The 14,218-nt window shown below is 75.6% G+C and carries 15 protein-coding genes; 4 read left to right on the top strand and 11 right to left on the bottom strand.

From position 1 onward, the window contains the following. Together ABZS66_RS55470 and ABZS66_RS55475 are read right to left on the bottom strand one after the other, a co-directional pair. The coding region (locus ABZS66_RS55470; protein WP_354772024.1) for a BTAD domain-containing putative transcriptional regulator at window positions 1–1,263 on the bottom strand (1,263 nt) is incomplete at its 3' end. Between the two features lie 16 nt (window positions 1,264–1,279). Further along, window positions 1,280–2,551, bottom strand: coding sequence for a hypothetical protein (locus tag ABZS66_RS55475; RefSeq protein ID WP_354772026.1), 1,272 nt, complete (start codon window positions 2,549–2,551; stop codon window positions 1,280–1,282). Between the two features lie 89 nt (window positions 2,552–2,640). On the opposite strand from ABZS66_RS55475, the gene ABZS66_RS55480 reads away from it, so the two are divergent. Continuing rightward, on the top strand, window positions 2,641–3,099 hold the full coding sequence (locus ABZS66_RS55480; RefSeq protein ID WP_354772028.1) for a hypothetical protein: 459 nt from the start codon (window positions 2,641–2,643) through the stop codon (window positions 3,097–3,099). Here the strand turns inward: ABZS66_RS55480 and ABZS66_RS55485 are convergent. Next, complete coding sequence (locus tag ABZS66_RS55485) at window positions 3,081–4,046, bottom strand: helix-turn-helix domain-containing protein (RefSeq protein WP_354772030.1); 966 nt, start codon at window positions 4,044–4,046, stop codon at window positions 3,081–3,083. The two genes, ABZS66_RS55480 and ABZS66_RS55485, sit on opposite strands and share 19 nt — an antisense overlap. An 85-nt stretch (window positions 4,047–4,131) precedes the next feature. Here ABZS66_RS55485 and ABZS66_RS55490 point away from each other — a divergent pair, with 85 nt between their 5' ends. Next, window positions 4,132–4,530: a hypothetical protein gene (locus tag ABZS66_RS55490; RefSeq protein WP_354772032.1), complete on the top strand. Its 399-nt coding sequence runs from the start codon at window positions 4,132–4,134 to the stop codon at window positions 4,528–4,530. An 8-nt stretch (window positions 4,531–4,538) separates the two neighbouring features. Here the strand turns inward: ABZS66_RS55490 and map are convergent, their stop codons facing one another. Then, complete coding sequence (gene map / locus ABZS66_RS55495) at window positions 4,539–5,327, bottom strand: type I methionyl aminopeptidase (protein ID WP_354772034.1); 789 nt, start codon at window positions 5,325–5,327, stop codon at window positions 4,539–4,541. Window positions 5,328–5,436: 109 nt separating this feature from the next. Further along, on the bottom strand, window positions 5,437–5,844 hold the full coding sequence (locus tag ABZS66_RS55500) for an SRPBCC family protein (RefSeq protein WP_354772036.1): 408 nt from the start codon (window positions 5,842–5,844) through the stop codon (window positions 5,437–5,439). 24 nt (window positions 5,845–5,868) lie between these two features. Between ABZS66_RS55500 and ABZS66_RS55505 the strand changes: the two genes are divergently transcribed. Then, window positions 5,869–6,360, top strand: coding sequence for a GNAT family N-acetyltransferase (locus tag ABZS66_RS55505; protein WP_354772038.1), 492 nt, complete (start codon window positions 5,869–5,871; stop codon window positions 6,358–6,360). 20 nt (window positions 6,361–6,380) lie between these two features. Here the strand turns inward: ABZS66_RS55505 and ABZS66_RS55510 are convergent, their stop codons facing one another. From ABZS66_RS55510 to ABZS66_RS55535, 6 genes are all read right to left on the bottom strand, one after another. Next, window positions 6,381–7,223: an NAD(P)-dependent oxidoreductase gene (locus tag ABZS66_RS55510; protein WP_354772040.1), complete on the bottom strand. Its 843-nt coding sequence runs from the start codon at window positions 7,221–7,223 to the stop codon at window positions 6,381–6,383. A gap of 124 nt (window positions 7,224–7,347) precedes the next feature. After that, a complete protein-coding gene (locus tag ABZS66_RS55515) occupies window positions 7,348–8,319 on the bottom strand; it encodes a LacI family DNA-binding transcriptional regulator (protein WP_354772042.1) in 972 nt (323 codons plus the stop codon). Window positions 8,320–8,466: 147 nt separating this feature from the next. Then, on the bottom strand, window positions 8,467–9,327 hold the full coding sequence (locus ABZS66_RS55520; RefSeq protein WP_354772044.1) for a hypothetical protein: 861 nt from the start codon (window positions 9,325–9,327) through the stop codon (window positions 8,467–8,469). 10 nt (window positions 9,328–9,337) lie between these two features. Continuing rightward, complete coding sequence (locus ABZS66_RS55525; RefSeq protein WP_354772046.1) at window positions 9,338–9,985, bottom strand: response regulator transcription factor; 648 nt, start codon at window positions 9,983–9,985, stop codon at window positions 9,338–9,340. Next, the gene (locus ABZS66_RS55530) at window positions 9,973–11,403 is read right to left on the bottom strand and encodes a histidine kinase (RefSeq protein ID WP_354772048.1); all 1,431 of its coding nucleotides are present in this window, start codon (window positions 11,401–11,403) and stop codon (window positions 9,973–9,975) included. The genes ABZS66_RS55525 and ABZS66_RS55530 overlap by 13 nt, the downstream gene beginning before the upstream one ends. A 75-nt stretch (window positions 11,404–11,478) precedes the next feature. Next, window positions 11,479–13,053 (bottom strand): hypothetical protein, encoded by a 1,575-nt coding sequence (locus tag ABZS66_RS55535; protein WP_354772050.1) that lies wholly within the window; start codon window positions 13,051–13,053, stop codon window positions 11,479–11,481. 376 nt (window positions 13,054–13,429) lie between these two features. On the opposite strand from ABZS66_RS55535, the gene ABZS66_RS55540 reads away from it, so the two are divergent. Beyond that, the coding region (locus tag ABZS66_RS55540) for a hypothetical protein (protein WP_354772052.1) at window positions 13,430–14,218 on the top strand (789 nt) is incomplete at its 3' end.

Genomic DNA, 14,218 nt, shown 5'->3' on the forward strand with positions numbered 1-14,218 from the left:
CTCGTCGGCGACCCGCCGCTCGCCGACGCGGGCGGCGAGCAGGGCCCGGGCGTCGGCGGGGCCGATCACGTCGAGGGTGACGGCGTGGGCGCCGTCGGCGGCGAGCAGGTCGCGCAGCTGGTCGCGGCTGGTGACAATGGTGGCGCAGCCGGGGGCGCCGGGCAGCAGCGGGCGGACCTGCGTGGCGTCGCGGGCGTCGTCGAGGACGACGAGCATCCGCCGGCCGGCCAGCAGCGACCGGTACAGCCCGGCCCGCGCGGCGACGCCGGCCGGCATCCGGTCGGGGGTGACGCCGAGCGCGTCGAGCAGCCCGTGCAGCGCGTCGGCGGGGTCGGTCGCCGGGCCGGCCGGGTCGAAGCCGCGCAGGTCGGCGTGGAGCTGCCCGTCGGGGTACCGCCCGGCGAGGGCGTGCCCGACGTGCAGGGCGAGGCTCGACTTGCCCACGCCCGGCGGGCCGGTGACGACCAGCACGGCGCCGCCGGGGCCGAGCCGGCGGCGGGCCTCGGCGGCCTCGGGCTCCCGGCCGACGAGCGTCACGGCCGCCGGCGGGAGCATCAGCGGTACCGCTGCAGCCACTGACCGACGCAGGACCCGCTGCTGCAGGTCGAGCAGCCACGCCGCGTCGAGGCCGCGCGCGTGCAGGACCTCGATGCCCTCCCGGCAGGCCTCGGCGGCGGCGTCGATCCGCCCGGCGGCGTAGCGGGCCAGGACCAGGTCACGGCGGGCCTCCTCGTCGTACGGGTCCTCGGCCACCACCCCGGCGAGCAGGTCGGCCGCGTCCCGCGGCGGGAGGGTCGCGGCGTGCCCGCGCACGGCCCGGCGCCGCAGCCCTTCGAGGCGCTCGGCCTCGGGCCGCACGTGCGGGCGGTCGCCGAGCCCGGCGTAGGCGGGGCCGCGCCAGAGGTCGAGGGCGTCGGCGAAGCGGCCCTCGGCGTGGGCGTCGGCGAACCGCTGCGCGTCGACGGCCTCCATGGCGAGGCCGAGCCGGTACAGGCCGGGGCCGGCGGTGGCGACCGCGGCCCGCCCGAGGGCCCGGCGCAGATGGGCGACGTGGCTGCGCAGCGTCGCTGCGGTCGCCGGCGGCCCGCCGGGGTGGAGGAGCTCGGCGAGCCGCGCGGCGGGCACCGGCCGGCCGGCGGCGAGGACGAGGGCGCAGAGCAGGTCGGTGAGGCGCGGCCCGAGCCGGACCGGGCGCCCGTCGACGGCCACCTCGACCGGTCCCAGCACCCGGATCTCGACCGGCGAATCCCCCCGCGCGTCCACGCGGGGGGATTCTAGGTCAGAACGGCAGGGAATTGATGGATGCGCCGATGACGATGCGTTGCCCGGCGTGTTCGGTGCAGGTCCACAGCAGGTCCTCGGTGCCGCCCCAGTACGACAGGCTCTCGGCGCCGATGACCCAGCCGGCCTTGCGGACCGCGCCGCCGGAGATCGACGGGTCCCAGCGGCGCAGCACGCCGGGCTGCGAGCCGTTGCTGCTGGCGAAGTACCAGGTACCGTACCGCGACGCGACGCCCTGCATCTTCTGGATGTTCGTGCTGAGCGCCTCGCTCGCCGTGCCCGTCGCGGGCAGCCGGGTGGACGAGTTGAGGTCCCAGCGCACGACCCGCGGGTGGAGCCGGTTGCTGCTGCCGGGCTCGTCGGTCTGCGGCAGGTCGTCGTCCGGGGTGGCGAACTCCGACACGACGAAGCTGTCCGGGACGGTGCTGCGGTCCAGGGAGATGGTGGAGATGCGCAGGTAGCTGCTGGTGGAGGCGAGCCGCACCCAGCCGACCTGCGGCACGATGTAGGCGTAGCCGCTGGCGCAGTAGCGGTAGCCGCCGTAGGAGCCGTCCCAGTACCGGCCGGTGCTGGTCGCGCAGAACCCGGTCGTGTCGGCGGAGTAGATGTGGCGCGTGTCGAAGATGCGGAAGCCCTTGTTGGTGCTGTCGGCGACCCAGAGGAGGTCGCCGTACCACATGAGGCCGCCCGCATGCGTGTCGGCGTTCTTGTAGCGGTACGTGGTGTTGGTGGGTTCGACGAAGAGCAGATGCCGGTAGGTGTCGGCCCAGTCGGCGTCCCAGTCGACGAGCGACAGGCGGCTCTGCCCGGAGCGGTACCAGCTGACCCCGACCACCTGGTGGCCGTCGTACTCGTTGGCGCCGAGCGCGTCGCGGGTGGTCGTGATGCCCTGCGGGATCCAGGATCCGCCGTTGTCGTCGCTGCTGGTGCCGCTGCCGTCCCAGCAGAAGCCGACGACGCTGGTGGCGACCGCGCCGTAGACCTCGGGCGCGCAGGTGAGCACGCCCCGGTCCCGGTTGGCGTGCTGCATGACCCAGTCGACGGTGCGCCGCTTGGCCGACAGCTCGCCGCTGATCAGGTTGAGCCCGGCGGTGAGGCTGGACATGTCGGTGGTGAGGCGGAAGCCCGAGGCCCCGGTCGTGACGACGGTGCTGGCCGGGTCGGCGCTCGCCGCCGCCGGCGCCGCCGTGGCCGCCAGGACGGCCACACCCCCGATCGGCGCCGCGACGGCCAGAGCCAGGACCCGTGTGATGATGGCTCGGAAGGACATGCCGGCAGCATCCCGGCCCGCTGTGGAAACCGCGTGGAAGCGGGTGGCCCGTGGCGATCGGAGCGCGGCCGCAGCGGTACCGTGGCCGCGTGTTCGGACGCAATGACGAACGGATCGACGCGTTGGAGCGCCGGCTCGCGGCCGCCGAGGCGCGGCTGGCGCAGGCGGCCGCGCTGCTCGACGACACCGCGCGGGTCGAGCGGATGGCCGCGCAGGCGGAGCGGATGGCCGAGGCCGTGCGGCGCACCGTCGCGGCCGCGGCGGACCTGGCCGGGACGGCGGTGCAGCCGCGCTGGTCGCCCGAGGTGGGCAAGGTGTACCGCAGCGACGGCTACGGCTTCCTCGCGGTGTGCTTCACCGGCGGCCGCACCGACGACCTCACCATCCTCGCCGGGCCCGACGACCCGCCGAGCGAGCGGGCCGCGGAGGCCGACACGAAGCACGACCTCAACAGCTTCGCCGCGGCCGTCCTGCGCCCCGGCGAGTACTGGATGATCGACGCCCGCCCGGGCCACGGCTACCTGATCACCTACACGCCGCTGTTCTGAGGGTGCCGGTTGCGGAACGCGGCGCGGTACGCGTGCGGGGCGGTGCCCACGACCCGCTTGAACCGCTCCCGGAACGCGGTCGGCGACCCGAAGCCGACGTCGCCGGCGAGCAGCTCCACCGGCCGGTCGGTGGTCTCCAGCAGGTGCTGGGCCCGGCGGATGCGGGCGAGCAGCAGCCACTGCAGCGGCGTCGTCCCGGTCTGCTCGCGGAACCGGCGGTTCAGCGTGCGGACGCTCATCCCGGCCCGCCCGGCCAGCTCGCCGAGCGTGAGGTCGGCGTCGGTGTTCTCCTGCAGCCAGCGCAGCAGCGGCTCCAGGGTGGCGCCGCGCGGCGCCGGCGGCTGCTCCGGCACGACGAACTGGGCCTGGCCGCCCTCCCGTTCGAGCGGCATCACCGACAGCCGGGCCGCGTTCGCCGCGACCGCCGAGCCGTGGTCGCGCCGGATCAGGTGCAGGCACAGGTCGAGCCCGGCGGCCGCGCCGGCCGAGGTGAGGAACTGGCCGTTGTCGACGTACAGCACGTCCGGGTCGACGTCGACCGCCGGCCGTTGCGCGGCGAGCGCTGGCGCCGCGAGCCAGTGGGTGGTGGCGCGCAGCCCGTCGAGCAGCCCGGTCGCGGCGAGGATGAACGCGCCGGAGCAGATGGACGCGATGCGGGTGCCGCCGGCGGCGGCCTTGCGCAGGTGCCGCAGCACGTCCTCGGGCAGCGGCACGGTGGGGTCGGCGGTGCCCGGCAGGATGATCGTGTCGGCGTCGAGCAGCGTGTCGAGCCCCCAGGGGGCGTGCAGCGTGAACGTCCCGGCGTCGACGGTGCCGGCGGCGGCGCAGATCCGCACCTCGTAGGGCACGCTGCCGTCGGCGAGCCGCACCCGGGTGAACACCTCGATCGGCGTGGCGAGGTCGAACGGGATGACCCGGTCGAGGGCGAGGACGGCGACGACGTGCATGGCGCCACTCTAGTGGCCAGAATCCGTCGGACCCCGGCAATCCTGCCACTGCCCGGCCGCCGCCGTTGCCAATAGCGTCGATCGCGTGACCGAACTCCTGCTCAGCCTGCACGTCCTGGCCGCGATCGTGGCGGTCGGCCCGGTGACGGTAGCGGCCAGCATGTTCCCCGCCGCGACCGGCGAGCGCGCCGCGCTGCTGCACCGCATCTGCCGCGTCTACGCCCGGCTGGGCCTGACCGTGCCGGTCCTCGGCCTGGCGGCCGCGGTGAGCCTGGGCGTCCTGGGCGACGCGTGGCTCGTCGCGTCGATCGCGCTGACGGCCGTCGCGGCCGGGCTGCTGGTCCTGGCGATCCTGCCGGGCCAGCGCCGCGCCCTGGCCGGCGCGCCGGTCCGCCTCGGCATGCGCACGGGCGTGTTCAACCTGCTGTGGGCCACGGTCGTCGTCCTGATGATCGTCCGCCCCGGCTCGACGACGGGTGCCTGAGCGCCCGGTCAGGCGGCTGCGGCGCCGCGGGTGGGGCGGCGGGTCAGGACCTGGGGCCCGGCGGCCGTGACGGCGACGGTGTGCTCGGAGTGGGCGGTGCGGGAGCCGTCGGCGGAGCGGATCGTCCAGCCGTCCCGGTCGTACCTGATCTTGTCGGTGGAGCGGCAGAACCAGGGCTCGATGGCGATGGTGAGGCCGGGTTCGAGGCGCATGCCGCGCCGCGCGCGGCCGCTGTTGGCGACGTGCGGGGCCTCGTGCATGGTGCGGCCGATGCCGTGGCCGCCGAACTCGCCGTTGACGCGGTAGCCGTAGGAGTGGGCGACCTCGCCGATCGCGGCGGAGACGTCGCCGAGGCGGCCGCCGGGCTGGGCGGCGGCGATCCCGGCCGCCAGGGCGACCTCGGTGGCCTCGATCAGCTGCAGGTCGGCCGGGTCGGGGGTGCCGACGACGACGGAGAGCGCGGAGTCGGCGACCCAGCCGTCGATGCCGGCCGCCATGTCGATGCTGAGCAGGTCGCCGTCGCGCAGCACGTAGTCGTGCGGCAGGCCGTGCAGCACCGCGTCGTTCACCGACAGGCACAGCACGTTGCGGAACGGGCCGCGGCCGAACGACGGGGCGTAGTCCCAGTAGCAGGACTCGGCGCCGCGTTCCTTGATCCGGCGGCGGGCGTGGTGCTCGAGGTCCATCAGGTTGACCCCGACCGCGGCGACGCCGCCCAGCTCGGCGAGCAGCTCGCCGACGAACCGGCCGGCCACCGCCATCCGGCCGATCTCCTCGGCGGACTTGAGCTCGATCACGACAGCGTCCCCTTCCGTGTGCGGTATTTTTATACCACGATTTTTATACCACGCCGGGTCGGGGGCGCTCCGGCGGAGATCGCCACGGGCCGCGCGGGCGGGCCGCGGCCTACGCCGAGGGCTGCTCCAGGGCGGCGCCGATCTCGACGATCGCCCGCTCGACCCGCGCCCGGACCGGGCCGGCCATCGCGTGGGGCAGGACGTCGGTCAGCCAGACCAGGCGGCTGCCCGCCGGGTGGTCGAAGACCTGGAACGAGGCGTGGTGGTACGTCAGCGGGAGGCGCTGGCCCTCCACCACCGCGTAGGCGAGGCGGCGCAGGTCGTGGTCCGTGGCCAGGATCAGCTCCCGGACCTGCGCACCGTCCGGCATGGTCAGGATGCGCGCGTCGCCGTCGATCCGGGCGTCGGCGACCCGGCCGGGCAGCAGCCGGCGGTGCACCGCGCCGACGTCCGCGACGGCCTCCCACACCAGCGCGGCCGGGACGGCGACGACCACCTCGACGCATACCGTAGCCACGCACCCCATCCTAGGGTGGGACCCATGACGAGCATCCGGGCCGCGGGCCCGGCCGACGGCCGCGGGATCGCGGAGGTCCAGCGCACCACCTGGGCCGCGACCTACGGCGCGTGGATCCCCGACGTCGTGGCCGCCTACGACGTGGACGCGTCGGCGGCGAACTGGGCCGGGACCGCCGCCCGGACCGACCGGCACGTCACCGTGGCGGTCGACGGCGACCGCGTGATCGGCTTCTGCGCGAGCGGCCCCGACGAGGACCGGCCGGCGCTGGGCGCGATCCACGCCGTCTACATCCTCCCCGAGGCGCACGGCCGCGGCACCGGCGGCCGGCTCGTCGCCGACGCCCTGGCCTGGCTCGCCGGGCGCGGCCACACCGAGTGCGTGCTGTGGGTCGCCGCCCCCAACACGCGGTCGCGCCGCTTCTACGAGCACGCCGGCTTCACCCTCGACGAGGGCGAGGGCGCCACCGACACGTGGCGCGGCCTGCCGGTGGTCCGCTACCGCCGCCCCTGCTAGCGATCCTGCTAGCGGTCCTGCTAGCGGTACAGCGTGGCGACCGCGGCGATGTCGGCGTCGCGCAGGCCCGACGACGCCGCCTGTTCGTAGCGGTCGTGGACCGCCTCGGCCGCCGGCAGGTCGACGTCGGCGCGGCGGGCGACCGCCAGGGCCAGGCCCGCGTCCTTGGCGCCGAGGGCGGTGCTCCACCAGGTGTCCTGCGGGCCCGTCAGCACGTCCTCGAACCGGCTGCGGACCCCCGGCGGGAGGACCGGGCTGGCGCCGAGGAGCTCGCGCAGCTCGTCGTCGCGGAGGCCCCCGGCCCGGCCGACCGCGAACGACTCGGCCAGGGCGACGACCTCCGACAGCAGCATGAGGTTCGTCGTCAGCTTCGCGGTCAAAGCCAGGGACGGGGAGTCGTACCGCCGGATCGAGCCGGCCAGGGACGTCATCACCGGCGCCAGGCGATCCAGCGCGGTGGACGGTCCCCCGGCGAGCAGGATCGCGTGGCCGCCGGTCACCGCCGCGGGGCTGCCGATGAGCGGCATCGCGGCGAACCGGCCGGAGAACGCGGCGGCCAGCGCCGACCCGCACTCCGGCGACACGGTCGAGCAGTCGACGTACACGGTCGCGTCACCGATCACCGGGCGGATCTCCCCCAGCGCCACCGCGGTGACCGCCGCGTCGTCGGAGAGCATGGTGACGACGACGTCCGCGCCGGCGACGGCCTCCGCGATCGTGAGCGCCTCGCGGCCGCCGGCGGCCAGCACCTCCCCGGCCCGACCCGGCGTGCGGTTCCACACCCGCACCCGGTGACCGCCGCCGAGCAGCCGCCCGGCGATCGCCCGTCCCATCCGTCCCATCCCGAGCACCGCGACGTCCATGCGCCCTCGCTGCCCGCCCGCGGCCCCGCCAAACCTCGGAGCCGGCCGCCCCGGAGGGCGAACCGCGGCGCCTCGCTATCCGGTCCGCGCGGCGCCGGTGGTCGCGGCTCCGGCTCAGTGCTGCTCAGTGCTGCACGAGGCGGTTGCGCAGCACGATGGTGCGGGCCGGCTGGTCGTCACCGTTGATCCGCTCCAGCAGCAGGGTGGCGGCGGTGGTGCCGATCAGTCGGGCAGGCAGCTGGACCACCGTGATCGGCACCGGCGCCACGGGCATGAAGGGCAGGTCACCGAAGACGGCCATGCCGATGGCCGGCGGCAGCAGGCCGCGCCGCGACAGCACCTGCAGCGCGCCGACGCTCATCAGGTTGTTGGCCACGAAGATCGCGTCCGGCGGCTCGGGGAGGTCGAGCAGCCCGGCCGTCGCCTGCTCACCGCCGTCGATGCGGAAGTCGGCGTAGCGCAGCAGCCCCCCGTCGGCGCCGCCGCCGTTCGCCGCGAGGGCGTCGGCCCAGCCGTCGGCGCGCTGGGTCGCGGTCTCCACGTCGCGCGGGCCGGTGATGCAGGCGATGCGGCGGAACCCCTGGTCGAGCAGCGCCTTGGCGGCGGCCCGGCCGGCCGCGCGGTTGTCGACCGTGACGGCGTCGATGTCGAAGCCGTGCGGGCCGCGGTCGACCGCGACCACCGGACGACCACGGTCGATGAGCACGCTGACGTCGCTGCGGTCGCCGGCCGCGGCGATGACGACCCCGGCGATGTTGGCGCCGACGGCGATGTCGAGGTACCGCGCCTCCTTGTCGTGGTCCTCGTCGGTGTTGCACAGCAGGACCGAGTACCCGGCGGCCTGGGCGACGTCCTCGACGCCGCGCGCCATCGAGGTGAAGAACGGGTTCTCGATGTCGGGGATGACCAGGGCGATGACCTCGGAGTGCTGCCGGCGCAGGGTGCGGGCGACCCGGTTGGGCCGGAAGGCGAGGGCCTCGGCCGCCTCACGCACGCGCTTGGACCGCTCGGCGGACACGCTCTGGCCGTTCATGACCCGGGAGACGGTGGCGGGGGAAACGCCCGCGAGCGCGGCGACCTCATAGATCGTTGCCATGGCTCCCCTGTCCACACTCCCCCGGAATGCCTGCGATCCTATGCCGGGGGCGAACCCGATCGCATCGACACGCTTCCACTCACTCCGCGCGGAGCCGGGGGCGGCGGCCGCCGCACGCACCACACGCCCACGGCTGGCGGTCGGGCGTCACCAGCCGCCCTCGAAGAAGGCCAGCAGGGCCGGGGCCGGGTCGGCGGCGACGGTCGTGTTGGCCACCGCGACCGCGAGGGTGGCCAGGGACACCAGGGCGGCGGCCGCACCGAGGGCGACCCACACGCGCCGCGCCCGGCGGTCGTCCCGCGGCGTGCGCCTGCACCGGCGCCACAGGGCCACGGTCAGCGCGGCGAACCCGGCGGCCACTGTGGACGCGACCACGGCCATCGTCACGTGGTAGCGGCCGAAGTCGTCGATCATCGCCTGGAGGGCCGGGGAGACGTCGCCCCCCGCGTGGAGCGCGCCGGCCAGCTGCTGGCGGGGCTGGGCGAGGACGCCGCCGGGCAGCATCGGCAGCAGCGAGGCGAACGGGGCCACCGCGCCCTGGATGTTGGCCATCACCACGACGAGCGCGAACAGTGCCAGCAGCGTCACGAACCCGGCCGCACCGGCGACCGCCGCGCGGCGGCCCGCGGTCAGGGTGCCGGGCCGCAGGTAGACCCGGCCGAGCCGGACGCCCAGGGCGGCGAGCACCACCAGCAGCGCGGCAGCGATCGCTCCCTTGGCCAGGTGGTAGTCGAGCCAGTAGTCGACCGATCGCCGCAGGGACGGGGAGAGGTCACGGTCGCCGGCCGCCCAGTACTCGGCGAACGACCCGCGCAGCCCGTCCAGGTCACCGCCCGAGCCGGCCGCCGCCAGGGGACCCGGGGCGATGACGAAGGCCGCGACCAGTGCCGCGGCGACCACCGCGAGGACGGCGGCGGCGCGAGCGGGGACACCGGCCGGGCGCGATGCAGATGCGGGGCCGCCAGCAGGCGCGCCGGCCGGCGGCAGGGCGGATTCGGGGCTGGTCACAACGAGCTCCTTACTGTTGGCTGCGCAGATACGTCAGCACGGCGAGGACGCGCCGGTTGGTGTCGTCGTTGACGGGCAGGCCGAGCTTGGCCAGGAGGCTGCCGATGTGCTTGACCACGCCGGCCTCGGTGAGGCCGATGGTGCGGGCGATCGCGGCGTTGGAGTGGCCCTCGGCGAGCAGCGCGAGGACCTCGCGCTCGCGGGCCGACAGCCGCGCGAGCGGGTCGCGGCCGCGCAGCATCAGCTGGCGCACCACCTCGGGGTCGACGACCGTGCCGCCCTCGGCGACCCGCCGCAGCATGCCGGCGAACTCGGCGACGTCGGCGACCCGGTCCTTGAGCAGGTAGCCGATGGCGCGGCCGGCGCCGGAGCCGAGCAGCTCGCCGGCGTAGCTGTGCTGGACGTACTGGCTGAGCGCCACCACGGCCAGCCCGGGATGCGCCGCCCGCAGCGCCACCGCGGCCCGCAGCCCCTCGTCGGTGAAGCCCGGCGGCATCCGCACGTCCGTGACGACGAGGTCGGGCGCGGTCTCCCCCACCGCCGCCACCAGCGCTCCGGCGTCGCCGACGGCGGCGACCACGTCGAAACCGAACCGCGCCAGCAGCCCGGCCAGGCCCTCACGGAACAGCACCGAGTCCTCGGCGATCACGACGCGCACGGCAGCTCCACCCGCAGGATCGTCGGCCCGCCCGGCGGGCTGGAGATGAGCAACCGCCCCCCGGCCGCCGCGGCCCGGTCGGCCAGGCCGGTCAGACCGGACCCGCGCGCCGGGTCCGCGCCCCCGCGCCCGTCGTCGCGCACCTCGACGGCCAGCCGCCGCCCGCCCGGCCGGCCGCCGCCCCGACCACCCAGCCGCAGCCCGGACGACCCGTCACTACCCCGACCACCTGGCCGCAGCCCGGACGACCCGTCGCCATTCCCACCACCCGGCCGCAGCCCCGGCAGCCCGACGCCACCCGGACCACCCGGACCACCCGGACCACCCGGACCACCCGGCCGGCGGCCGACGGTCCGGACGGTGACGGTGACCTCGCCCGCGCCGGCGTGCTTGACGGCGTTGGCGAGCGCCTCCGACACGGTCGCGTACGCGACCGTCTCCACGGCCGGGGCGAAACGGCCCGGGTCGGCGTCGACGCGCACCCGTAGCGGGCTGGCGGCGGCGAGCTCCTCGACCGCGGCCCGCAGGCCCAGCTCGCGCAGCGTGCGCGGGCTGATGCCGCGGATCAGGTCGCGCAGCTCGACCATGAGCGCCTTGGCCTGCTCGTGCGCCGAGCCGACGGCATCGGCCGCGGGCGAGCCGGCCGGAAGGTCGAGCTTCGCGAGGCCGAGCTGCATGGTCAGGCTGGCGAGGCGCTGCTGGGCGATGTCGTGCAGGTCGCGCTCGATGCGGTGCCGCTCGGCGTCGAAGGCGTCGGCCAGCCGCGCCCGGGACCGGGTCACCTCGACCAGCTCGGCCGAGGCCGGGTCGGGCTCGCCGCACAGCAGCTGCCGGGCGAGTGCCGCGTGCGCGCCGCCGAGCGCCGCCGCGAGGTACAGCAGGATCGGGACCAGCAGCAGCCCGAGCGCGGCCCGCCCGGCCACGTTGCCGGTCGAGTCCATGATCGCCACCCGGTGGTGGACCGCGACCGGGGTGGACGCGACGAGGAGCCCGACGAGCGCGAGGGCGCCGAGCCACACCGGGGCGGCGACGCCGAGCAGCACCAGGTAGGCCACCGCCCGCCACGTGGCGGGGTCGGTGTAGAGGCCGCCCCGGTGGCGCGCCGGCGCCGGCGCGTCGTCGGCCAGCCGCAGCCGCCACCGCTCCACGCCGGCGACGGCCAGCGCGAGCCGCGGCCCGACGAGCGCGAGCAGGCCGACGCCGAGCAGCCCGAGCGCGGCGGCGCCCGCCACGGACCCGCCGGCCCACCGCCCGGCGCGCAGCACGGCGACGGCCAGCGCGAGCGGCGCGACCGGTGCGGCGAGCGCGAGCCACAGCAGCCCCGCCGCGACCGCCGTGGTCGTGGTGTAGGCGATCCCGCGCCACGGCCAGGCCGACACGAGGAACCGGGGCCGGGTCGCGGCCCTGAGCAGCGTCATGCCCCCAAGCTTTGCGGGCGCGCGGGCGGTCGACCATGGTGCTGGGTCGACTCTTGCAGTAGACCTGGCTATACCTCAGCACTGCGGGCCGGCGGTGACGACGGCAACCGGCTCCGGGCCGACCGGGACGACCTGCACGTCGCGGCGCAGCAACGCCGTGCGCCAGGCGTCCGCCTCGTCGGGGTTGACGTGGCTGCGGACCAGCCAGATCCGGCCGCAGGCCCCGGCCAGCCGCTCGGCGTCCGAGACCGCCGCCCCGACCGCACCGGCGTCCCGGCCACCGGCGATCAGGATCCTGGCATCCGCGGGATATTCGACGTACCAGCCGGTGGCCATCGGGCCGCCGCGGCGCAGCAGTGGCCGGTCCCGGTCCCAGTAGTAGGCGAAGCCGTACTGACCGGAGAAGTTCACCAGGACGACGTCGCCCGGGCCGCGGTGCCCGGCGACGAACGTCACCTGTGCCCGCACGTCCTCGGCCGGTGCGCCCGGAGCGGGCTGGTGCACGAGCGCAGCGCGGTTCGCGGCCGCGTACAACGTCAGCGCCGCGACCAGCAGACCGGCGACAACGACGTCCCGGGCCACCCATGACGTGGCGTACACCACACCGATGCCGGCCACCGCCACGACGGTGACCAGCAGGTAATGCGACGTGCGCTGATCGAGCAACGGATACAGGCTGGCCAGCCCGGCGGCCACGGCCGTCACCGGCAGCAGGACGAGCGCGGTCGCGGTCGCCGGACGGCCCATCCGGGCCACCGCCACGACACCGAGCACCGCCAGCGCGACCACGACCTGCCACGGCGCGCCGAGGGCCGCGCGCAACAGGTCCAGTCTGGTGCCGAGGTAGGCCGGCAGGGTTTCCAGCGACGGGAAGTAGCCCGACCAGTAGTCCGACAGCGCGTGATTCTGCGCGGGCCGGTCGACCACCCAGTGCACGACGGCCGCGGCACCTGCGGTGGCGGCCGCGGTCAGCGCCGCGGCGCGCAGCCGGTCCGGTCGGCGGGAGCAGGCCGCGGCGACCAGGAGTCCGCCCAGCACGGCACCGCCGACCAGGGCCGCCGGGTGGCTGACCAGCATGCCGGTCACCACCGCGCCGCCGGTCACCGCCAGACGACGCCGGGACCAGTTCGACTCGGCCCAGACCATCGTCGCGAGCAGCAGCAGGGCGACGGCGGCGTCCGCGGTGTACTGCTTGAGGTCGTGCCGCATCAGTTGCGCCGGGACCAGCAGCGTCGCGGCGCCGGCGAAGAGCCCGGCCGTGACCGCCCGGCTGCGGCTCGGCCAGGCGAGCGTGCGGGCGAGGGCATACGCCGCGACCACCGAGCCGGCGAGGAACAGGTACGCGACGAGGCGGTGGATCTGCCCGTGCTCCGGCAGCGCCCAGACGAGCAGCGTCCACCCGAGGGGACTCGACGCGCTCACCCACGGCAGATCCGCGAGCCGGGCCTTGGCGGCCAGCGCCACCCACGACTCGTCCAGCCAGTACGGCGAGCGCAGCAACGGGCCGACCGGGTGCACGACGGGCACCGAGACGAGCAGCGCCACCACGGCGACGACGTCCGCGCGGCGCCGGTGTCCGGGGCGTCGCGTCGCCGGGCGACCCGGCGCTGCCTCCGGACGGTCGGCGACCGGGCGTCCCTCATCCTGCATGGTCATCTCGACGGGCCCGTCCATTGCTGTGGTGCCGTGGGTGTCGTGGCTCAGCGTAGGCGCTGTCGCGTCTGCCCACTCCGGCTTCGCCGAGCGCCGCCACGCTCTGTCGACTGTCATTGAAATGTCACAGTTTCGCGGTAGATCGGCCATGTACGCGCGTCAGGGTGGGCGCCGGTCGGGGTGTGGTGCTGGTTGGTGGTTCGGGATCGGGGGCGACGTCGCCGACCGGCCCGCTGCATCGGTGTCCGCGTACCACACATGACGTACACAACCCGAAGGTGCACAAGTGACGTGGGGCCCGAGCATCGTGTCAGGCACTGAAACGGCCGGTAGCCGGCTGACCGCTCGTCGCCGCGCGGGTGCGCCGGGCTTCGTGCGTGGCCTGTTCACGTCGGCGGCACAGACCAGCGCACGGACCAGCGCACGGGCCGGGCGGGTGCTGTTGCTACTGTCCGTCGTGCCCGCGGTGGCCGTGACCGCCTGGCTGCTGGTGGCGGTGCCGCTGGCCGCGACCGGGTTCTTCCACGCCGCCCTGGTCGTGCCGGCCTTTGCCGCGGCGGCGGTACTGCTGCTGCGGTACACGTTACGGCTGTACCGCCGCACCAGCCGGTCGTTCACGGCGCCGTGGTGGACGGTCGGGGCGAGCCTCGCGGTGGCAGTCGCCTTCGCCGGGTTCGTCGCGGCGACGTACAGCCAGCAGGCGGTGCTGCACCGCGACGCGGGCACCTACGCGCAGATCGGGTTGTGGCTCAGCGGCCACTCGGGGCTGACCACACCGGTGCCCTACGAGGCGTTCGGTAGGGCGGCCGAGGAGCTGACGTTCGCGCATCCCGGCTTCTACGTGCAGGGCGACGTGATCGTGCCGCAGTTCATGACCGGCTGGCCGACGCTGCTGGCCGCGGTGTACTGGGTGGCCGGCTGGCCGGGCATGTTCGTGCTCCCGGCGGTCGTCGGCGGCGCCGCGGTGCTGGCGGTTGCCGGGCTGGCGGCCCGGCTGTTCGGGCCCCGCTGGGCGCCGGTGGCGGCGCTGCTGCTGGGTTCGGCGTGGCCGATGATCCGGGCCAGCCAGACAACGTACTCCGAACCGCTGGCCTGCCTCATGCTCGCCGGTGGGCTGTGCCTGCTCCTCGACGGCTGGACCGCCGGCGCGGCCCGGCGCGCC

Origin of the sequence: Dactylosporangium sp. NPDC005572, assembly GCF_040605515.1 — a bacterium.
GTDB lineage: Bacteria > Actinomycetota > Actinomycetes > Mycobacteriales > Micromonosporaceae > Dactylosporangium.